The organism is Paracoccaceae bacterium (assembly GCA_012103375.1).
Taxonomy (GTDB): Bacteria; Pseudomonadota; Alphaproteobacteria; order Rhodobacterales; family Rhodobacteraceae; genus WLWX01.
The window spans coordinates 2,087,543-2,108,322 of the sequence record WLWX01000001.1 but is presented as its reverse complement, the minus strand read 5'-3'; the positions used below and the strand labels follow the sequence as shown (position 1 = coordinate 2,108,322).

General features: G+C 63.1%; 15 protein-coding genes and 1 pseudogene. 10 read left to right on the top strand and 6 right to left on the bottom strand.

Features of this window, described 5'->3' with window-relative positions:
* Positions 1 to 13: 13 nt before the first annotated feature.
* Positions 14 to 1,045 carry a substrate-binding domain-containing protein gene (locus GKR99_10725; protein ID NKB27993.1) on the bottom strand — a complete coding sequence of 344 codons (1,032 nt, stop codon included), beginning with the start codon at positions 1,043 to 1,045 and terminating at the stop codon, positions 14 to 16.
* A 397-nt stretch (positions 1,046 to 1,442) separates the two neighbouring features.
* On the opposite strand from GKR99_10725, the gene hisD reads away from it, so the two are divergent.
* The 6 genes from hisD to GKR99_10695 are packed head-to-tail and all read left to right on the top strand — an operon-like array spanning position 1,443 to position 6,723.
* The gene (gene hisD, locus GKR99_10720; GenBank protein NKB27992.1) at positions 1,443 to 2,750 is read left to right on the top strand and encodes a histidinol dehydrogenase; all 1,308 of its coding nucleotides are present in this window, start codon (positions 1,443 to 1,445) and stop codon (positions 2,748 to 2,750) included.
* A complete protein-coding gene (locus GKR99_10715; protein NKB27991.1) occupies positions 2,743 to 3,498 on the top strand; it encodes an SDR family oxidoreductase in 756 nt (251 codons plus the stop codon). The genes hisD and GKR99_10715 overlap by 8 nt, the downstream gene beginning before the upstream one ends.
* Positions 3,495 to 4,475: an alcohol dehydrogenase catalytic domain-containing protein gene (locus GKR99_10710; protein ID NKB27990.1), complete on the top strand. Its 981-nt coding sequence runs from the start codon at positions 3,495 to 3,497 to the stop codon at positions 4,473 to 4,475. The genes GKR99_10715 and GKR99_10710 overlap by 4 nt, the downstream gene beginning before the upstream one ends.
* A gap of 60 nt (positions 4,476 to 4,535) precedes the next feature.
* Positions 4,536 to 5,042 carry a sulfopyruvate decarboxylase subunit alpha gene (gene comD / locus GKR99_10705; protein ID NKB27989.1) on the top strand — a complete coding sequence of 169 codons (507 nt, stop codon included), beginning with the start codon at positions 4,536 to 4,538 and terminating at the stop codon, positions 5,040 to 5,042.
* Positions 5,039 to 5,593, top strand: a complete 555-nt coding sequence (gene comE / locus GKR99_10700) for a sulfopyruvate decarboxylase subunit beta (GenBank protein NKB27988.1) — start codon at positions 5,039 to 5,041, stop codon at positions 5,591 to 5,593. Before comD ends, comE begins: the two co-directional genes overlap by 4 nt.
* The gene (locus tag GKR99_10695; protein ID NKB27987.1) at positions 5,593 to 6,723 is read left to right on the top strand and encodes an alpha-hydroxy-acid oxidizing protein; all 1,131 of its coding nucleotides are present in this window, start codon (positions 5,593 to 5,595) and stop codon (positions 6,721 to 6,723) included. The genes comE and GKR99_10695 overlap by 1 nt, the downstream gene beginning before the upstream one ends.
* A gap of 82 nt (positions 6,724 to 6,805) precedes the next feature.
* Here the strand turns inward: GKR99_10695 and GKR99_10690 are convergent, their stop codons facing one another.
* From GKR99_10690 to GKR99_10670, 5 genes are all read right to left on the bottom strand, one after another.
* Positions 6,806 to 8,674 carry a hypothetical protein gene (locus GKR99_10690; GenBank protein NKB27986.1) on the bottom strand — a complete coding sequence of 623 codons (1,869 nt, stop codon included), beginning with the start codon at positions 8,672 to 8,674 and terminating at the stop codon, positions 6,806 to 6,808.
* A gap of 45 nt (positions 8,675 to 8,719) precedes the next feature.
* Positions 8,720 to 10,504 carry an AmmeMemoRadiSam system protein B gene (gene amrB / locus GKR99_10685; GenBank protein NKB27985.1) on the bottom strand — a complete coding sequence of 595 codons (1,785 nt, stop codon included), beginning with the start codon at positions 10,502 to 10,504 and terminating at the stop codon, positions 8,720 to 8,722.
* On the bottom strand, positions 10,410 to 13,304 hold the full coding sequence (locus GKR99_10680; GenBank protein NKB27984.1) for a hypothetical protein: 2,895 nt from the start codon (positions 13,302 to 13,304) through the stop codon (positions 10,410 to 10,412). Before GKR99_10680 ends, amrB begins: the two co-directional genes overlap by 95 nt.
* 106 nt (positions 13,305 to 13,410) lie before the next feature.
* Positions 13,411 to 15,363, bottom strand: a complete 1,953-nt coding sequence (locus GKR99_10675) for a hypothetical protein (GenBank protein NKB27983.1) — start codon at positions 15,361 to 15,363, stop codon at positions 13,411 to 13,413.
* Positions 15,364 to 15,371: 8 nt separating this feature from the next.
* Entirely contained in the window at positions 15,372 to 15,992 is a 621-nt protein-coding gene (locus GKR99_10670) for a hypothetical protein (protein ID NKB27982.1), read from the bottom strand.
* 89 nt (positions 15,993 to 16,081) lie between these two features.
* On the opposite strand from GKR99_10670, the gene GKR99_10665 reads away from it, so the two are divergent.
* From GKR99_10665 to GKR99_10650, 4 genes and pseudogenes are all read left to right on the top strand, one after another.
* Positions 16,082 to 17,188, top strand: coding sequence for a PDZ domain-containing protein (locus GKR99_10665; protein ID NKB27981.1), 1,107 nt, complete (start codon positions 16,082 to 16,084; stop codon positions 17,186 to 17,188).
* 36 nt (positions 17,189 to 17,224) lie between these two features.
* A pseudogene (locus GKR99_10660) lies at positions 17,225 to 17,887 on the top strand (response regulator).
* The gene (locus tag GKR99_10655) at positions 17,830 to 19,239 is read left to right on the top strand and encodes a HAMP domain-containing protein (GenBank protein NKB27980.1); all 1,410 of its coding nucleotides are present in this window, start codon (positions 17,830 to 17,832) and stop codon (positions 19,237 to 19,239) included. The pseudogene GKR99_10660 and the gene GKR99_10655 overlap by 58 nt, the downstream one beginning before the upstream one ends.
* A 10-nt stretch (positions 19,240 to 19,249) precedes the next feature.
* Positions 19,250 to 20,764, top strand: a complete 1,515-nt coding sequence (locus tag GKR99_10650) for a hypothetical protein (GenBank protein NKB27979.1) — start codon at positions 19,250 to 19,252, stop codon at positions 20,762 to 20,764.
* Positions 20,765 to 20,780 lie beyond the last annotated feature (16 nt).

Here is a 20,780-nt window from a genome sequence, read left to right as displayed (position 1 = left end):
ACCCTTGGCGACCTTAATCGGACGCAGTCGGTATCCTTGCCACTGACGCCCGATTGACCACGCTTGTGGCAAGGCAATGGGCGATACCGCCGCGTTTTTCTTCGATCATCGCGACCAGCTCCTCTGCTGCCATTTCGCCCATCTTGCGGTGCGGTACGTGAACTGTCGTCAGCTCGGGGCTGGCAACCTGGGCCAGTTCGATATCGTCAAATCCGGTGATCGACACGTCCGCCGGAACAGTCAGGCCCAACTGTCGCGCACCGCGCAGCGCCCCGACCGCAAGGACATCGTTGCCACATAACACGACACTTGGCCGGGGCTGCCGGGCCATCAAACCGGCAAAGGCCGTGGCACCATCAGCAATGCTGTAGGGCACTTCGATCGGCGCAAGGCTGTCAGGGTCAAGCCCATATGCCACCATCGCATCGCGGGCACCGGCGATGCGCATCCGCGCCCGATCATTCTGTCCGCTTACGCCCGAGATCATGGCAATATCGCGGTGGCCCATGGCGATGATCTGCTGACACAATGCTCGCATCGCTGCGCGGTTGTCGAACCCGATGGACGGCACCGCGGCGGTTTCGTCATATGACCAGGCAACCAGAAACGGAACCTGCTGACGCGCCAGATAATCATAGATCGCCGGATCCCGATCATGACCGATCAGCAACAGCCCATCCGCCCCCCGCGCAACAAGCGTTCTGATCTGTTCTTCTTCCGCCTTCGCATTATAGGCCGAGCTGGCCACAAGCATCGTAAAGCCCCGTTCTTGCAATGCGCCCTGAAACGCCTGCAGCCCGCGCGCAAAAATCGCGTTTTCCATCGTCGGGATGATTGCGCCGATGGTGAACGTGCGCTTGACGGCCATAAAGCGGGCGGCAAAATTCGGCGTATAGCCCAAAGACAGGATCGCCGCATTCACCCGGTCGCGGGTGGGTTTGGACACCAGATCGGGCGTGTTGATGCAGCGCGACACCGTCGCCGTCGACACCTGCGCGGCGTTTGCGACATCGTCCAATGTGGGGGCTGAGTCCAAATCTCTCACGGCAGGTCCGTTGTCCGCTTCCTTCGCCGCGCAGCACCTCTCTGCGCGGCATGTGATCCCAGAATTAGAGCGCTTTCCTGTTATGTAAAGGCTTGCATTTGAAATGCAAGCGCTTACATATGATGCGGAATCGATCAGAATCGGATAACCCCGGCATGAACGAAATCCAGCCTTCTGGCATGATCAGCGCGCCAATTGATGCCGCGAATGTCGCGCAATCATATGCGCCGGGCCAGAGTGTCACCTCCGCATTCACAGGCAAGCGCAGTCTTTCACGGTCCTGCCTGATCCCTGCCTGCGCTTCCCGGCAGGATCGCCGCCGCACCACTGAACGCCTGCCACCAATCACATCTCATGGCGTTGCCGCCGGATCTATGCAGTTAGGAAATACCACGCAATGACACGCGAATACCTGAAAAAAGCGACCCTCACGCCTGATTCAGATGCCTCGAAAACCCATGGCATCGTCCAGGGCATCCTTGCCGACATCGAAGCCGGTGGCGACGACAAGGCTATGGAATACGCCGCCAAGTTCGACAAGTACGACGGCAACATCCTTCTGAGCGCGCAGGAAATCGAAACCGCAATCGCCCTCGTCCCCGAAAAGCTCAAGGCCGATATCCGCTTTGCCCATGACAACGTCCGCCGCTTTGCGGAATGTCAGAAATCCACCCTCACCGATGTCGAGATGGAGATCCAACCGGGGTTCGTCGCAGGCCAGAAAGTCATCCCCGTCGATGCCGCCAGTTGCTATGTGCCGGGCGGGCGCTATAGCCACATCGCCAGCGCGATCATGACAGTGACAACGGCCAAGGTCGCAGGCTGTCGCCATATCACTGCGTGTTCTCCACCGCGCCCGGGCGTCGGCGTGGCCCCCGCGATCGTCTATGCCGCGCATATCTGCGGCGCCGACAAGATCATGGCAATGGGCGGCGTCCAGGGTGTCGCGGCGATGACCTTCGGCCTGTTCGGACTGCCCAAGGCCAACATCCTGGTCGGCCCCGGCAATCAGTTCGTGGCCGAGGCCAAGCGCATCCTGTTCGGTCGCGTCGGCATCGACATGATCGCCGGACCCACCGACAGCCTGATCCTGGCCGACAAGGACGCCGACGCCCATATCGTGGCGACGGATCTGGTCAGTCAGGCCGAGCATGGCTACAACTCACCCGTCTGGCTGGTCACCGATGATCGCGCACTGGCCGAGGATGTGATGGCCCGTGTCCCCGCCCTGATCGAGGACCTGCCCGAGTTGAACCGCGACAACGCCTTCGCCGCATGGCGTGACTATGCCGAAGTGATCCTGTGCGACACCCGCGAAGAGATGGCCACCTGTTCAGACGACTACGCGCCCGAACATTTGACAGTGCAGGCCGCCGACCTCGACTGGTGGCTGGGTCGGTTGACCTGTTATGGGTCGCTGTTCCTGGGCGAAGAGACCACCGTTTCCTATGGCGATAAGGCGGCGGGCACGAACCATGTGCTGCCAACCTCTGGCGCGGCGGGCTATACCGGGGGCCTCAGCGTGCATAAGTACATGAAAATCGTCACCTGGCAGCGTTCGACCAAAGCGGCCTCCAAAGGTGTGGCAGAAGCCACGGCGCGGATTTCACGGCTTGAGGGGATGGAAGGCCACGCCCGCGCCGCTGATGTCAGACTGGCGAAGTATTTCCCGGGTGAGAATTTCGATCTGTCCGCAAATGACTGATCCGCGTGATCTTTTCGACCTGACCGGGCGCGTGGCTTGCGTCACCGGGGCAAGTTCGGGCCTTGGGCGGCGCGCTGCCGTCGCGCTTGCGGCAGCGGGCGCGCGCGTTGTCGGTGTGGCCCGCCGCGCCGATGCGCTGGAAAGTCTTTGCGCAGAAATCGGCGACGCCGCAGCAGCCGTCGCCGCCAACATTACTGACCGAAACGCAGCATTGGCTGGAGAAATCGCTGCCCCATTTGGCGCGCCCGATATCGTTATCCATGCCGCCGGCCTCAACACCCGTCAGGCTGCTGATGATGTGACGCCCGAAGGCTGGGATCAAACCCTGGCAGTCAATCTTTCTGCACCCTTCTTCCTGTCCCTGGCGCTGGTGCCCGCAATGAAGGAAAAGGGCTGGGGCCGGATCGTCAACTTCGCCTCGTTGCAAACAACCCGCGCCTTTCCCGGCGGCCTCGCCTACGGGGCCAGCAAGGGCGCCGTGGGTCAGTTGACCCGCGCCATGGCCGAGGCATGGTCGCCCCATGGCATCACCGCCAACGCAATCGGCCCCGGTTTCTTCCCGACCGAACTGACCCAGGCGGTGTTTGACGATCCCGACCGCGCCGCACGCAATGCGGCGCAAACCTGCATTGGTCGCAACGGGCGGATGGACGACATGGATGGCCCGCTGCTGTTCCTGTGTTCTGCGGCGTCCGCCTATGTGACCGGGCAAATCCTGATGGTCGATGGGGGGTTCACCGCGAAATGAAAGCACTTGTTTATGACGGCGTCGAACAATTGGCATTCCGCGATATGCCGGACGCGGAACCACGCGCTGGCGAGCATCTGATCAAGGTCGAGGCTGTCGGCATCTGCGGGTCTGACATGCACGCCTATCTCGGCCACGACGCGCGCCGCCCCGCCCCCCTGATCCTTGGGCACGAGGCTGCTGGCACCATTCAGGGTGGCCCGAAGGACGGCACCCGCGTCACGGTCAATCCATTGGTCAATTGCGGCACCTGCCCGGCCTGCCGCGCAAACCGCGAGAATCTGTGCCCCGACCGGCAGATCATCTCGATGCCGCCGCGCGAAGGGGCCTTTGCCCAGTTCATCGCCATGCCTGCGGCAAATCTGGTCGAGGTTCCGGCCCATATCCCACTGGACAGGGCCGCCCTTGCCGAACCGCTTGCGGTTAGCTGGCATACCGCAGCACTCGCGCTCAAAGCCCTGCATCCGACGATGGAGCGGCGCGCCCTTGTCATCGGCGGCGGGGCCATCGGCCTTGCCGCCAGCCTCGCCCTCAAAGCGATGGGGATTGACGACATCACAATCGCCGAACCCAACGATGTGCGCCGTGACTTCCTGATCTCACGCTGTGGTCAGACCGCTGTGGCAGACGCCTCAGGCAGTTTCCCGCTGGTGATCGACGCGGTCGGCTATGCCGCGACCCGCGCAATAGCCTCGGCGTTGGTGACACCTGGCGGCGTCGTGGCCCATGTCGGACTTGGCGAAGACGCAGGCGGGCTGGACGTGCGCCGCATGACCCTTCAGGAGGTCACGTTCATCGGCACCTACACCTACACCGCGCAAGACTTCCGCGACACCGCTCAGGCCATCTTTGACGGCCGCCTTGGCGCGCTGGACTGGTGCGAACACCGCGCGCTTTCGGATGGCTTTGCAGCCTTCCAGGATCTGCGCGCCGGAAAGGTTGCCGCACCCAAAATCATCCTGAACCCCTGGGGCTAGACGCACCAAGGCACCCCATTCAACGCGCGTCATGCGCATCACTCGAAAGGCCAACCCAAGATGAACATCGACAAGAAGATCGCCGACGATCTTGTTGCGAATGATGTCTCTTTCGTGACCACCGTACCCTGCAAGCAGCTGGCCGGTGTGATCGACGAGATCGACAAGCGCGACGACATTTTCCACATCCCTTCCAACAAGGAAGACGAAGGCATGGGGCTGTGCGCCGGTGCCTTCATGGGCGGCAAACGCCCCGCGATCATCATGCAGAACACGGCCCTTGGCGTGACGCTGAACACGCTGGCGACGCTGACGCAATTCTACCGGATGCCACTGCCGATGATCATCAGCTATCGCGGAGAGCTTCGCGAACCCGTCGCCTGCCAGGTGGAAATGGCCGTGCATACCAAGGCGCTTCTGGCCCAGTTGAACATCCCAACCTACCACTTTCACTGGCAAAAGGATGTCGAGGAATTCGACAACATCCTGAAGTACACATTCATGTGCAACAAACCCGTGGCGATCCTGACCGACGCCAACTTCTGGGGAGGCTACGGCGACCAATGATCCGTTCTGAAATCCTGAAAGAAATCGCCCCGATCCTGCGTGACCAGCTTGTCGTCTGCAATATAGGCATCCCGTCCCAGGAATTGCACGCCATCGACGACCAGCCGACCAATTTCTACATGTTGGGCACCATGGGTCTGGCCTCGTCCATCGGGCTTGGGCTGGCCCTGGCGCAACCAAAACCCGTCATTGCCATCGACGGCGACGGCTCGGTCCTGACCAACCTTGGCACGCTGCCGACCATCGGCAACAACTGCCCCGACAACTATATCCTGATGATCATCGACAACGGATCCTATGGTTCGACAGGCGATCAGCCGACTTATACCGGCAAGAAAACCGACCTTGCCGGGATGGCCCGCGCCGCCGGTTGCGACACCGTGGTCGAGGTGCAGGACGTCTACACCGGCAAGGCGCTGCAAGCGGCGCTGGACAGCAGCAAGGGCACCGTGATGGTGGTGAAATGCGACAGCGGCAACGCCAAGATGCCGGTGATCACGCTGGATCCGGTCGTCATTCGCCACCGCTTCATGGAAGCCGTCGCCAGCTGATGGGCGCAAGCGCCATCCACAGCGCCGAGGACGCCCGTCGTCTGGCCAGACGGCGCCTGCCGTGGATGGTGTTTGACTATATTGACGGTGCAGCAGGCAACGAAACAGGGGCGGCGCGAAACCGGGCCGCCCTTGACGCCATGACGCTGCGCCCGCGCATTCTGCGCGACGTCAGCCAGCGATCATTGTCGACCACCCTGTTTGGCAAGACCGCAAAACGCCCTTTCGGCATCGCGCCGATGGGGATGTGTAATCTGTCCACCCCGGGTGCGGATCTGATGCTGGCGCGTCTGGCCGCAAAATACGCCGTCCCGCACGGCGCCTCGACCGTCGCCTCCACACCACTGGAACAGATTATCGAGGTGGCCGAGGGCAACGCCTGGTTCCAGCTGTATTTTTCGGGCGACGGCACCGGCACATTCAAACTGGTCGAGCGGGCAAAAGCCGCCGGATATGAAACCCTAGTTCTGACCGTCGATGTCCCCGAAGTGGGCCGCCGCCCGCGCGAGCTGCGCCATGGCTTCAAGATGCCATTCCGTATCGGACCCCGGCAATTCATCGACTTCGCCCTGCATCCGCGCTGGTCAATCGCCAGCCTGCTGGCCGGCAAGCCGCAGATGGCGAACTTCGACATGGACGGCTTCGACTTTGATCGGACCGAAAGCCGGGCGCGGGCAGATTGGGATACGCTTGCACAGCTTCGCGACGCCTGGTCCGGCAATCTGGTGATCAAGGGCGTTCTGGATATCGAAGATGCGATCGCCCTGAAGGCTGCCGGGGTGGACGCGATCCAGGTCTCGAGCCACGGATCGCGCCAACTGGACAGCGCGCCATCGCCTTTTGCGCTGCTGCCCGGGATGCGCGCCGCATTGGGGCCAGATTTTCCGATATTCTTCGACAGCGGCCTACGCTCGGGCGAAGATGCGCTGAAGGCGCTGGTGGCCGGGGCCAGTTTTGTCTTTTTCGGGCGCATCCTGCAGTTTGCGATGGCCGCCGCCGGAGAGGCCGGCCTGCACCAGCTTTGGAACGTGCTGAGTGATGAGATGAGCATCGCCATGGCCCAGACCGGCGTGACAGATCTTTCCAACCTCACAGGGTCCAATGCGCTGGGAACCGCCGCGCCGGGTTAGCCGCCCCGCCCGGAACACTTCGCTGTCGCTGCACGACTGGTCACCGAGTTATTCCCCTGCCCGGATGGGTAGATCACAGGCGTCAACAACCGCCGAACGCATCCGGATCAAGATAGCACGCGCTTGGCGTCATCTGACTTTGGAACCGCGACATCCGCGGGCGAAAGAAAAACAGGCGCACGGGTGCTGTGGTTCGGATGCTGCCATCCGCAAAACGCGCCTCGGCCTGCAACAAATGCATTGATGACCTGTCCGAGCTTAGCTTCACGCCCTGGATCAGCGACGAAATATTCGGGTTGCCCCGTTGCGGCAGCCCGATGCGATAATTCTGACCGGTCGCGGGCAATTCCACGTCGATGAATGTCGGTGCCTCGGTCGAATAGGCCCCTGCCCCGCCGCATTCCGCCAGAGAGGTCGGGGTTTCAATCGCCGACAGCATGACTTCGTTCTCGAACGTCTCAACCTCGGTATGGCGCGTTCCGAACGCGTCGGTCCACTGATAGGTCAGCTCACCTTCCATATCCGTCGCAACCCCGGCCCAGCCATCCACAAAGCCGGTCAGCGCGCCCATATCGACCGAGGCAATCGCTTCGGCCCGGCAGGTATCAAGCTGGTCCACACCGGGGCAGGTGAACCGGCGGTCTTCCAGCGCGCCAACATTGACCCCGGCCGCGATCAGAACATCGCGGACCGAAACATCGGTGCCGTCCTCAAAGCCTCCGACCGGAACCTCGAACCAGGTGGTGCCCGGGCGGGCGGCGTCGGGGTTTTCGTAATCGTAGGAATTCGGGTTCCTGAACCGCACCCGCGCAACCGCGTTTTCGACCTCACCCCAGCCGAAGTTGCGGAAATTGAAGCTTGGACGGAACCCAACGCACCCCGCGTGGCCTTCCACATCCAGCAACGGGCGCAGATGCGGAACACTCTGCACGACGGCCAGGTCCAGCGCGTCCAGTTTGACCCGCGACTGATCGGTCGTTGCCAGGTCGATCAGTGCAAACGCATGCGTTTCGTCCCAGTCACTGTCGCTGGTTTCGCCAATAATATAGGGCATGGAGATCTTGCCATTGCCTTCCCAGGCTGCCTGCATTTCCGGGTCCGAAGGGTAAATCAGCACCTCATCCCCATCGACGAAATGCGTGTACTGCATGTACTGATCTGCCGTGATCCGCTGGTCGATCACCAAGGACATCCGCGTCTTGCCCGCATCGCCGCCGGATTGGGCGCGCAACAACCCTTTGAGCGTTGCATCTGCCAGAATATCCGGGCGTGCACTGTCGACCATTCTGTCCCGCTCAAACACAACCGCGAATTCCGCCACGCCGGGAAGTTTAAGCGTACCGGAGCCGTGGCGTTCGCCACCCTCGAATGCGCCGGTGAGGACTGATCCATCCCGACCGCGCAAAACCCCCTCGCCCGAGCGTTGTCCGTTCACGAACCCACCTTCATATCGGTTGCCACTGGCATCCAGATGAACGCCCGGACCGGCCAGCGCACCTTTGACCCAGGTGCCCTGATAATAACTGCCATCGCGATAGTGCAGCGTACCTGCCCCATGAAAACGGCCGGCGCTGAGTGTGCCCTGATACCAGTGATGCGCCGCGCGCGGATCGTAATCCGCTGTCCCCGGCACCCGCCAAACAATGCGCCCCGGCCCGTCGGCCAGCCCGGCATCCGTCACGCCGGGCCAGTTTCCGGCCTGAGGCTCCCATTGGAATTCCAGTGCCATGTCCGGGTGCGGCCCATAAACCCCCACATTCTGCCGCTGAACCTGTCGTGCAACCGGATCAAACAGAACATGCAAATGACGCTCGGGCCGCGGTTCGCCAGTTTCCGTGCCCAGCGCGATCGTTGGCAGCAGGGCAAGGCACAGCACCGCAGGCGGCATCAAACGGCAGATCGAAAGCAGTGGCGTCGGCATGATCAACCCTCGCAGCGAATGGTTCGTCATCAGACTATCGGCGAATATCGTTTGATAACAACAGCGAATATGCCCTCAGTCAGCTGCGACCTTTGCGACTGAATAAAGCGATGGCAGCGGCAGCTGACGCAGGAAGATCGTGCCCTGTCGGAAGGTCCTGATTTCAGCCAGCGCGCCCGAGGCTTCCGGCGGCATCTGGTCGAACAGGAAATTCCCCAGCGAGTGCAGAATCACAGTATCGCCGCCGCTGATCGCCCGAAGACCTTGGCTGGCTGCATGCGGATGCGCACCGATGATCGCCGACACGCCGCGCTGGCGCATCCGGTCGGCCAGAGCAACCTCGCGCGGGCGTGGCCGGGTCAGGAATTCGCGCCCCCAATGCACGAAGGCAACCACCGGAACGCTGGCATCCGACCGGATCAGATGATCCAGATCGGTGTCGCTCAACCGGTCCGCGCGTTGCTGCGCGGCGCCGTCCAGATCGCTCAGCCCGACGATGGTGACACCCGGCAGGTGCAGCGCCTGACCGGGGCCAAACCAGGGTATTCCGGCGGACGTCAGTGCGCGATGGGTTTCGGCCAGGCCGCTGGGGCCGATGTCATTGGCATGATTGTTGGCCAGCCCAAAGCCCACGATGTTCAGCCGCCGCGCCCAGTCGATGGCCAGATCACCGGGCATCGCCAGCAGAAGTTCGGGCAGCCCGCTTGGCATGTCCGGCAGCAGCACGCCCTCTAGATTGGCAATCAGCGGCAACCCCCGTGTCGCCCCCAGTGCTGCGTCTTTCACCGCCTCGATCACCAACTCGTCACTCAGCAGACGTGGCAGACTGCGGCCCAGAAACACATCGCCACCCAGCACATAGACCGGCCCCTCCCCAAGGCCCACCGGGCCGGGATCAGCCGCCGGGGCGGTGTATTCCGCGACGAGGTAACTGGTGGTCTCGGCAATCAGGGCGTCGGACTTCTGCTGAAGATTGCGGCTTTCCAGAACCACTGGTGCCGCCCCATACCGGCGCGCCTGCAACAGCGCGGTCAGATACAGCGCGCCCGTACTGTCCACATGATCCGGCTGCACCAGCCCCGCCAACCCGTCGAGGTCCCCCGCAGCAAGCAGGTTCAACACTTGCTGATCGCGCTGCCGGGCCAGATGATGCGGCAGATAATGCGAGAAATCCGTGGCCTGCACCAGAAGTGTGTCATCGCCCAGCAATGGCTCCAGCAGATCCGCCATCCGGTCCCAATCCTGCCGGGTCGCGCTGATCGCAATCGCAATCGGCAGGACCGGCACATCCGGAAACAGCTCGGCCACAAAAGGCAACACCGCGCGCAGCCCGTGTTCGGCCCCGAACAGGCAGGAGTCTTCGACAAGCCCCGCCTCGGCCAGCAGCGCCCCGGCCGCCGCAGAATCGGTCGCGACCGGACCCAGAACCGTGTCAAAGCCCCAGCGGGTTGTCGCGAACGGGCGTGTCGCACGATAGAAATGGTCCGGGAACAACAGGATGATACGGTTCGGTTTCTGATCCGTGGCCCGGCGCAGGCCACCGGCAATCAGATCGGGCATCTCAAGATGATGCGGGATGATCAGACCGCTGACATGATTGGGCGAAGCTGGCACCTGACGGGTTTGCGACAGACCATCGCGGAACACACGGTCTGACAGGTAATGCGGCGGAAACGACACGCCGCCCTCCGGGCAGGGCACCTGTGCCAGCGCGGGCGCGGACAGCAGGGCAATCGCCCAAATCATCCCCCACAGCCTGCGCATGTTATGGGGCCGCCAGCAGGAAATTCGCCGTCTGCGAGAAATGGTAGAACGGCTCCTGCTTGCGATTACTGAGGCGCAAAACCTCGCGATAAACATAATCCGCAAGGTTCAGCAGCCGCACGCCGTCGCCCGAGGTATCGGCCCGCCCGCGCAACCCTTCCAGCAGCGCATAGGTGAAGATCCCGTGGCCCAGATCGGGGCGCTCTCCGGCGGTATTATTGGCCGCGGTTGCCGACAGAACGACGACGCGCGCGTCTGCGGCGTCTTTTTCCAGCCGGGCATTGAAGGCATTCGCGGCGCGGCAGGTATCCAGAACCAGAATGCGCCGCCCGGTGGCGTAACCGATCTCCTCCTGAATGATCTGCCAGTTCACCAGCGAGGACATGCGCCAGCGATCATCGCGTTTCTGGCCGTTTTCAGGGATGAAGAAATACCGCTCACCCACGTTCACGCCGTGGCCTGCGACAAAAATGATCGTCGTGTCGTCCGGGCCGGGGCGGGCAAGAAAATCCAGCAGCTCGTCCGTGATCGTTGCCGCATCGGGCGTCATCACGTCATCAAGGTCAACAATCCGGGCCAGCGCCTCGCGACGCAGCGGCTGGGCGGCCAATGCATCGGGGCTGACCAGAACCAACGCCTCCATGGACTGAAACAGCGGGGCCGAACGTTCGGCGACGACCTGCAAGAACTCGACCGCATCAGCGACCGGATAGGCCAGATCGCAGGACTGGCCGTTGCAGCCATTGGGCAGGTTCGGATAATCATTGACCCCGACCACCGCAACGAACAGCTTGCCCTGTTTCGGCGCCGGGGCCGCGCGCGCAATCTTGGTGGCCGACCGTTCGGTCACATAGCCAAAGTCATTTGCACCACTTACGGTGATCGCATTCTCGCCCGTGGTGACCGGCACCAGATAGATCAGCCGCCCCTGATCAGAGGTATCGGGCATCTGCAACGGCGGCACCCGGCGGTCATTGACCAGTACGGAATATCCCCAGCCCTCGATCTCCTCCAGGCTTGCGCCGGTGATCTCGACCGCGGCAAAACCAACCGGGGCTGGCAGTTCGTCGGCCAGCCGGATGTCAAATTCCGGCGGGCGGCGGGTCAGCAGATCGGCCAGTTCACGGTCGGTCCCGCGCAGCTCACTGGCTGCTGTGGCGGCGTCCCCGGTCAGGATGGCGCGGCGCACAATCTCGGGCGAGTGTAGGTGCTGACGCAATTGGCGGGCGCGCACGAATCGTGCCTCGGCATTCTGTCCCTGATTGATGTGCCAGCCGATCAGCCGGTCACCATTGGGCGACGCGTGAAAATATCCCTGCGGCGTCCAGATGATCCAGTCATCACCGGCAAAGAACAGCGTTGCGATCAGCCCGCGCGTGTCGAGGTTCCAGATCTTGATCGTCTGATCCGCACTGCCCGACACCAACCGCCCGGCGGCATGCGCCAGGGCCAGGACATCCCCGGTATGGCCGACGAACTCTCCCACCACGCTGCCATCGCTTTGGGCATGTGCCAGCAGGATACCGTTGCCACCACCCGACAGGATGCCATCGTCCAGAACCGAAAAGGCGCTGTGGTAATACCCGTCCGTCGGCCCCTTGCGGATTTGTGTCTGCCCACCCGGTCCCGTCACCGTCAACTGTCCGGCGGCAAACCCGCCAGCCTGTTGAAATGTCACCGAGATTTCCGCAGCCGCGACCTGGGCACGCTGGTACTGCATTGCAGGATCAACCGGGCGCGGCGCTTCGAAACTGCGCGCGTCAGTTGGCAGGTCCAGCGCATGTTCCAGCGGCCCCAATGTCGCCGGACAGATCGGCAAATCGGGGCATGGATCGGCACTGCCCCAGGCAATTGCCGCCCCATCCGTTGCAATTCCGATGGTCGAAACCGGCTGCCCCAAGCCCGTCAACACCTGAATGCCCGCGCCCGAGGAGGCATCCCAGATCCGCACCGAGTTTCCCCGCCCGCCAGCCGAGGCAACCCGCGCCCCACCCGGCAGCGCCGACGCAACCAGAATCCCACCATCATGCCCGCGATGCGCCGCGATCACCGATCGCGTTTCGATGTCCCAAACCTGTGTGCGATGATCCGCACCGCAACGATAGCTGCACCCGACGACCAGCGCCGTATCGTCCAGCGCCAAGGCAAGCGCATCCGGCCGGAACGGCTGCGCGGGGAGGGTGGCCAGAACGGCGCCGCCTGCGGCCTCGCGCAGCTCCACCCGACCGTCTTCGCCTGACAGCGCGAACCGACGACCGTCCTGGCTGACGGCAAGCCCGGTCAGGGGCGTGTCCCACAAAGCCTCGGCGCCTGGAACGGGAACCTCTGCAGCAGACGCCATGTCCCAGATCCGCAGCCCGTAATCGAACGTCGTGGCGATCAACCTGCCCCCATCCACCGCATAAGCAACATGGGACACGCGGCGCGCCCCGGTGTCCAGAACCGGCAATTCCTGCGGCGCGTTCGAAAACGGCGCCTGCCAGCGATGCACCAACCCGCCCTGCCCCGAGGCCGCCAATTCGTCACGGATCGGGTCATAGGCCAGCGTATCCACGACCAGCGCATGCCCCGCCAGCACCCGCAGGATCCTGCCCGAGCGGGTATCGAAAATCCGGATGTCTCCAAACGGCGGTTCAGTTGCCAGATGCGCGCCGAAATAGCCGCCAACCGCCACCTGCGTGCCATACGGTGACAGCGCCAGCGCGTTCACCAACCCTTCGTTCCCCGGCCCGATCTGGCCGCGCAGAACCGTACGACTTTCGCCGGATTGCCAGTCCCACACCCGCACCGTCTTGTCGTCTGACGCCGTTACCAGCGTTGCCCCATCGGCACTGATCGCAAGGCCGCGGATTGCGGCGCGATGGCCACCGGTGTCGAGGTCGGGAAAAAACTCCACTGCAGTCTGTTCCTGCGCCGCGACCGGCAGGGCAAGGGCTACAAGGCAGAAGATCAGGCATCGCAAATGAAACACGCGCAACCTCCGGTCACGCAACAAGGGCGGTTTACTCGGCACGGACGGCGTCGATCTCGAATTGCAGAATGCCCGGTTTCGGGCCGGTATCGCGGGCAACCGACGTGGCCGAGCGGGTCGTGGTACCAAATCCGGCTTCGGCCACCAGATCGCTGAAACTGGCGTCCCCGCCGTCGATATCGCGCAGCGTCGGAATACTGGCCTGTTCCAGGAAACTCAGATCCTCGGTCGCGGTGCCGCGTTTTGCCGGGCTCATCACCACAATCACGCGGTCGCGGCCATAGGCGCGCCCGTCGATCGCGACCAGCGGTTCGTTCAGTTCGTCGCCCGGCGTCATGCGAATGGCAAGGATATGGCTGATCGAGTAATCCGACCCCACATACAGCACATTCACATCAACCGGCTGCCCCAGATTGTTCGTTGCCTTCAGGTACAGCACGTCGTCGGGCACCAGCCTTGGCACCTGCGCCGGGTCAAGTTCGGTAAACCGCCGCTGCCGCTGATCGGTGCGCAACAACGCCGCCGTTACATCCAGATCGCTGCCCCCAAACGCCGCCCCCAGCTTCAGCAGGTTCAGCGCCTTGGACATACGCGCCAAAGTGTCCGCAATCACGACGCCAAGCTCCGCATCGGTTTTGTCATCTGTCGAGACCGAGATGATCTGTTCCAACGCCCCCTCGTCAGCAAGGCCCGAGGCTGGCAGGAACCAGATCGCATCGGGCCGCGGGCTGTCAGGCAGGATCGCCAACCGGATATCCGCCTCGGCTCCGGCAGCGACGAATGTCACGCGCGCCGGGCCGTCTGGTGCCCCCCGCAGCGCATCGGCAACGGATTGCATCCGCGCCGCAATCTCCGACCCCGCCTCTGGCAGCGCAACGTTCAGCGAAAAATCAACGTCCTCAGACAGCTTGCGCAAATAGGCGCCGCGCGGCACATCGCCCAGCGCAAGCGCGCCATCTTCGGCGACAACCGCCTCGGTCACGAAAGTGTCGACGAAATCCACCGTCACCCGGCCCAGCGCGTCCCCCGTCGCATCGGCGGGTGAGGCCACAACAGCCAGTTCCGCCCCCTCAACCAGCCCATGCAGGCGTCCCGCCGGGATCGAGACATAGCCGTCAGCCATACTCAGCGGCCATTGCGCAACGCGGGGCACCGCATCGCCGCCAAATACCCGCGACTGCAAATCGCCCTCGAACATCGGCGTCGTCTGGGCGCGGTTCAGCACCGTGTATTTGCGCAGCATTTCCTGACCCAGCTGCGCATAGGTGATGCCCGCGCCCTCGGTCAGGTCAATCGGGCTGGCGGGCTGACTGCGGGCATCGGGCAGGGCGCGGGTGGTGACCGCGTCCTTCGCCGTTTCCGGAATATGGAGGGCCTCTGCCCCCAGTTTGCGCAGGCGCACCTCGTCCGCACCGGTCGGGGCGGCGCGGGTGACGGTGCCTGAATGGCAACTGTCAAATACGGCCCAGACGGTTGCGCCTTTGGCGCGCAGCGCGCCGATCATCTGCCCGATCTCATCATCAACCAGCGCACGGTCCACGCTGCCTGTCTGATTGCTCCACGGGCCAACGTCGATGGGCAAAAACAGCTCATCCAATCCGTCCAGTTCACTGGATGGATCAATGGCGGGGGCCTGGCTGCCATGGCCCGAGAAATGCAGGTAAATGAAATCATCCGCCTGCACCGTCGCGGCCAAATCCGCAAAAGCCGCACGGATTGCCGCAAGCGTTGGACGCTCGGCCCCCTCAACCCCGTCGGCAAGCACCCGGACATTGCCCTGGTCGAAGGACACCGGCGACTGGCTGGTCAGATAGGTTTCGACCAGCGCAATGTCATTGGCCGGACCACGCAGCCAATACTTCTTTTCCAGATTGTCATAGGTCGATACACCGATCAGCAAGGCGTGGTTTTCGCGCGCCGATGCGGGCGAAGACACCATGGTCGCAAGCCCAAGGCATAGCAGAAACCGATAAACCAAGCGCATCCCGAACCTCAGTTGGTGATCAGAGAATAGGTCGACAACGACGGGCCCTGATTTTCGACCTTGATCGTGAAGTCAGCCGTCGCCTGCGGACGCCAGCCGCAATAAGCGATGTCGCTGAGGTCGGTATCCGAACAGACCAGACGGTTCTGGGCGTCAAACACATACAGGTTCAGGTCCGCATCCTCGCGCCCCTCAACATAGATGTCGGCATAGGTCCCGCCTTCGAACGGCAGCGCCTGATAGGTATCCGCACCGCCCGAACGCAGCTTCGAGATGGAATAGAGCGGCCCATCGACGACGCCCTTGGATGTCGAAAAGCGCACATCGTCGATCAGGCCCAGCAGAACCTCGTTCTCGACCGCAAGGGTGGCGGCGACATCCAGCATTTCGTCCGCATCAAGATGGGGCAACCGCGCGGCAGAGGCTGCCGTGGCACCAGCAGTTGCAGTATCGGGCGCGCGATCCGTTTCCCGGAATTCCAGCGATTTTCGCAGTTTCGCGGCCGCAATGATCAGCAGCGGGTCATTCGCCTGACGACCCGTTTCGAACAATTGCCGCGAAAGCGCTGCATCCTGAAGCGGGGTTCCGGCCTGGGCCGGTCGATGCCGCAGGTCTGGGCGATGGGCCACAGCGCGCCCTCGCCGCCACCCTGATTCTACATTCTGCGGATGACAGGGCAACTTTCCTTGGGTCCGGCTTTGTCTACGGGGTTGAGGGCATGATCCTAAGCAACGCCCATGTCGTGGATGACCATGCACAGGTGCGTTTGACCTTTTTGGACGGGCGGCAGGCAACCGCACGCGTGCGCGCAACTGACCCGCTGCGCGATATTGCGATCCTGACGACCCGTGCCGAATTGCCGCCCGGTCTTTTGCCAGCACCATCTGCGGTGCCCGGCACTGTCGTCTTTGCCACCGGCGCCCCGCTGGAGGCGGGATTCTCGGTCACCGGCGGCGTAATCTCGGCGCCCGCGCGCCAGGTCGAGGCGAATTTACCGCTGCGCCTGTTGCAGCACGACGCCGCCGTCAATCCGGGCAGTTCCGGCGGGCCGCTGGTGGATAGCGCCGGTCGCCAGCTGGGGATGAACAGCCGGATTGCCGACGGATCGCGTTACTACGTCGGGATATCCTATGCGATCAGGGCCGCTGACCTGGCGCGCCATATTCCCCGGATGTTGGCGGCCCCCGCCGCAACGCAGCCCCGCCTTGGCCTGCGGGTGCGCGATCTGACGCCCCGGCTTGCCAGAGCGCTCGGCAGACAGGAAGGATCAGGCATCTTGATCGACCATGTCGGCGACAACACAGTTGCCGCGCGTGCCGGGTTACAGGCAGGCGACGTTCTTACCCGCGCAAATGGCCATGTCCTGCGCAAATCCGGGGATCTTGCCTTCGCCCTTGATGACCTCGACCCCCGGTCGCCGGTTCTTGTCGAGGTCATTCGGGTCAAAGCTCCGATGACCCTGAACCTTGATCTGTCCGCATCGCCCCAGCCGGATCGCCCGCCCCCGGCACCGGACGCGCGGCAGGCACCGTTCACCCTTGCCGCCCTCGGCATCCGGCTTGGCCGTGACAGGCGGGTCATCGACCTTTCGGATCGGTCCGCCGTGTTCGAGGCCGGCCTTGCTGAAGGGGACCGCGTGATGGCCCTGAACGGGATGCCCTTCGATCCGGCAACGGCGCCCACGGCGCTGTTTGACGCGCCCGTGCTGCTGCGGGTGTCCCGTCAGGGTCTCGAGACGCATATCCTGATCGACCCCCGGACCGACACGCGCCGCCTGCGGTCTTTGTCCGGGAACCAGCTTGACCTTGCCGTTGTAGTGTTTTGATTTGGGAACAAGGGGACGCCAGTGACTGACCAACGCCGCATACTGATAGTCGAGGATGATCCTGAAACTGCCGAGTTCGTGGCCGGTGTCGCAACCGATCTGGGGTGCACACCGACGATCATGGGCAGCTACGGCGATGGTCTGGCCGCTGCCGGGCTGACGGATTTCGCCGTCATCGTGCTGGACAGGATGCTGCCCGGCGGCGACGGGATTGACGCGATCGCCCGGCTACGCTCGGACGGGTCATCGGCGCTGGGGCGCAGCAGTGACCGCACTTTCGGGCTGGATCGGGGCGCCGATGACTATCTGGCGAAGCCCTTCAACCACGGAGAGTTGCGCGCAAGGCTTCAGGCGCTGTTGCGCCGCGACCAGATGACAACAACCGACAATGATCTTGTGGTCTTTGACGACCTTGAAATCCGCCTGAAGGCGCGCACAGTTCATGTCGGCCAGACGCATGTTCCGCTCAGCCCTAAGGAATTCAAGCTGATCACCTATTTTGCCCGCAACGCGGGCGAGATGGTGACCCGCATGCAGTTGCTGGAAAACGTCTGGAACCTGCATTTCGACCCGCAGACCAACGTTGTGGACGTGCATATCGGGCGGCTTCGTCGCAAGATGGAAACCGTCGATGAACGCGAATGGATTCGCACCTCGCGCGGGGAAGGATATATCTTCATGCCAGCCGGACCAACCTGATCGCGATGTGGCGCCGCTCGGCCACTTTGCGCCTGACGCTGACAATCGCGGCGGTCATTCTGGCGGTCGGGCTGGCAGCGTTGTCGATCCAGTTCTGGCTGGTCCGGGGCGCGCTGGAACGGCAGCAGGTGGCGCTGTTGCAGGCCGATCTGGACGGGCTTGCGGCGCTTTATGACCAGCGGCGGATCATCGCACTGCGACAGGCCATGGAATACCGAAGCCTGGCGCAGACAAACGAGGGCGAGATCTATTTGCTACAGGATCGCAATGGCACGACACTGGCCGGCAACCTCGACCACTGGCCCCAGGCAATTGCGATCTCCGCCGCCGAGACTGCGCAGGGTTTCGATGCGGCAACCCCGGTCGAACTGTCCATCGACGGCACCCCCTATCTGGTTGATGCCCGCATGCTGCGCGGCGGGTTTCCGATGCTGGTCGGACGCTCGCTTGTTGCGCCCAACCGCACGCTTGCGGCGCTGCGTTCGGTCATTCTGGCGGTGGCGGCAGGCACCCTTCTGGTCGCCCTTGTGGCAGGCGCATTTGCCGCACGCTCGGTTCTGGCGCGGATCAGGCAACTGAACCGGCTGGCGGATAACATCGCCTCTGACGGGGCCGCGCTGGCGGCGGCTGGCGAACATGCACGGGATGAATTTCACCTGCTAGAGCGGCATATCCACGCGATGCTGGACCGGATCGCGGCGCTGGAGCGTGCGACGCGACAACTCTCGGACACAATCGCACATGAACTGCGCACGCCGCTGAACCGGATCTCCGCAAAACTCAGCCGTTTGCCCGAAAGCGAAGACCTCAGCGCCGCCCGGGATGAGCTGAAATCGACGGTGCGTATCTTCGACGCGCTTCTGGACATCGCCGGAAACGAAGCGGGCAAAGGCTCCGGGCCGGATCTTGCGCCGCTTGACCTGAGTGATGTTTGTCAGGACGTCTTTGACCTGTACGAGCCTTTGGCCGAAGAACGAAACCTTGATTTCACCGCCGAGATCACGCCCGATGCGCGCATTCTGGGTGACCGCAATCTGGTCAGTCAGCTGCTGTCCAACCTGATCGACAATGCATTGAAATTTGCCCGCCCCGGCGATGCGGTCCACTTGCTGTTGACGACCCTTGGCAATCGCCACATCACCCGCATCTCCGACACCGGCCCCGGCGCCCCGCCCGACCTGGGCGCAGCAGCCTTTGATCGCTTCACCCGCGGCGCACGGGACCGCAACCGTCCCGGACATGGCCTTGGGCTGACGCTGGTTCAGGCCATCGCAACGCGCCACGGTGCCAAGACCGAGATTCTGACCCCCGATAGTGGCTTTGCCATTGAGGTCCGTTGGCCTAAACTCTGACACGGAATCAATGATTTGCCGATGCCGGGCGCCAGCCTGGTCAATCCCGGCAGACGAGAAGGGTACGGGTACGGGTATGGGTCGCATATCTGCGCTGTTGCGTATGGGTCTGTTGACGGCTGTGATCGGCTGCACAACGGTCAACACGCCGATCAACGCACCAATATCGGCAAAGAATTCAGACACATTGCTGTCAGAGGTTTCGCGCGATGACGACGGCCTATTTATCGGGCTGGCATTTTCGGGCGGCGGCACCCGTGCAACGGCGTTTTCCTGGGGCATGCTTGACGCGCTGCGCGCCCGCACCGCGACGCCCGACAACCCTAATGGCGTTCTGGAACATGTCCGGCTGGTCTCTGGCGTTTCGGGCGGTTCGGTCACGGCGGCCTATTTCGGTTTGCGTGGGCCGCGCGGCCTGAACGGCATGCGCAAGTTCCTTTATAAGGATGGCGAAACCTATATGGCGAATTCGCCTTACAACCCGCTGACACTGGTGCGCGGGCTGACGGGCGGCGCGAACTCGCGCAATTCCTTCGGGCGGTTCGTGGACGAAGAACTGTTCAAGGGCGCAACCTTCGGCGATCTGGCGCGGCGATCCTCGATCCGGACCTGGATCAATGCCACCGATGTCGCCAATTCCGTGCCGTTCGTGTTCACACCCGAAACCTTTGACGCGCTCTGTTCGGATCTGTCGCGCCTGCCCCTGTCCGAGGCGGTCTCGGCCTCGGCCGCCTTTCCGCTGGTTTTTGCGCCCATTGTGCTGGAATCCCACCGCAAAACCTGCACCTACCGGGAACCTGACTGGCTGACCTCGGCCCGGTTCAACCCCGAGGCAAGCCAGGCCATGCGCGCCCATGCCCGCGCGTTGGAAAGCTATGGCGATCCAAATCAGGCGCAGTTTGTGAAGCTCCTCGACGGGGGTATCACCGATAACTTCGGCACCACCGCCCTCAGCGTGCTGCGCGCGCGAGCCCAGAACCCCTATGGCCCGCTGACCCAGGCCGAGGCTGTGCGGATGCGCCGGATGCTGTTTCTGGTCGCCGACGCGGGGGTCGAAGGCGAACGCGACTGGACCAAAACCCTGCCCGGCCCCGGCGGCCCGGCGCTGGCGATGTCGATCGCGAATTCGTCGATCAGCGCGGCCACACGCACCGGTTACGACGTGTTTCGCCTGACGCTGAACAACTGGCACCGCGATTTGCTGAATTATCGCTGTAGCCTCAGCAAGGCCGAGGTGAAGCGCCTGCGCGGAAGCCTGCAAGGATGGGATTGCAAAGACCTGAAGCTGTTTGTCGGCCAGGTCACGCTTGCCTCGCTCGACCGGGCCACGCGCGCCCAGGTCGACGTGATCCCGACGCGCCTGCGGCTGGAACGCGACCAGGTGGATACGACTATCGCCGCCGCAGGCAAGGCCACAAACGCCAGCCCTGAATTCAACGGCTTCCTGCGTTCCATCGGCGGCGTTCAGATCGGCGCGCAGACCGGCGGGGTCGCCCCGCGCCAGATAACACCGACCAAGAACTGACGGCCGCCACGAAAAA

Bases quoted from the DNA above. Each gene is read 5' to 3' on its own strand.
- GKR99_10655 (NKB27980.1), top strand. From the start codon at position 17,830: ATGGATTCGCACCTCGCGCGGGGAAGGATATATCTTCATGCCAGCCGG.
- comD (NKB27989.1), top strand. From the start codon at position 4,536: ATGAACATCGACAAGAAGATCGCCGACGATCTTGTTGCGAATGATGTC.
- GKR99_10675 (NKB27983.1), bottom strand. From the start codon at position 15,363: ATGCGCTTGGTTTATCGGTTTCTGCTATGCCTTGGGCTTGCGACCATG.
- GKR99_10695 (NKB27987.1), top strand. From the start codon at position 5,593: ATGGGCGCAAGCGCCATCCACAGCGCCGAGGACGCCCGTCGTCTGGCC.
- GKR99_10690 (NKB27986.1), bottom strand. From the start codon at position 8,674: ATGACGAACCATTCGCTGCGAGGGTTGATCATGCCGACGCCACTGCTT.
- GKR99_10715 (NKB27991.1), top strand. From the start codon at position 2,743: ATGACTGATCCGCGTGATCTTTTCGACCTGACCGGGCGCGTGGCTTGC.
- comE (NKB27988.1), top strand. From the start codon at position 5,039: ATGATCCGTTCTGAAATCCTGAAAGAAATCGCCCCGATCCTGCGTGAC.
- amrB (NKB27985.1), bottom strand. From the start codon at position 10,504: ATGTTTATCGCGAGGTTTTGCGCCTCAGTAATCGCAAGCAGGAGCCGT.
- GKR99_10650 (NKB27979.1), top strand. From the start codon at position 19,250: ATGATTTGCCGATGCCGGGCGCCAGCCTGGTCAATCCCGGCAGACGAG.
- GKR99_10665 (NKB27981.1), top strand. From the start codon at position 16,082: ATGATCCTAAGCAACGCCCATGTCGTGGATGACCATGCACAGGTGCGT.
- hisD (NKB27992.1), top strand. From the start codon at position 1,443: ATGACACGCGAATACCTGAAAAAAGCGACCCTCACGCCTGATTCAGAT.
- GKR99_10710 (NKB27990.1), top strand. From the start codon at position 3,495: ATGAAAGCACTTGTTTATGACGGCGTCGAACAATTGGCATTCCGCGAT.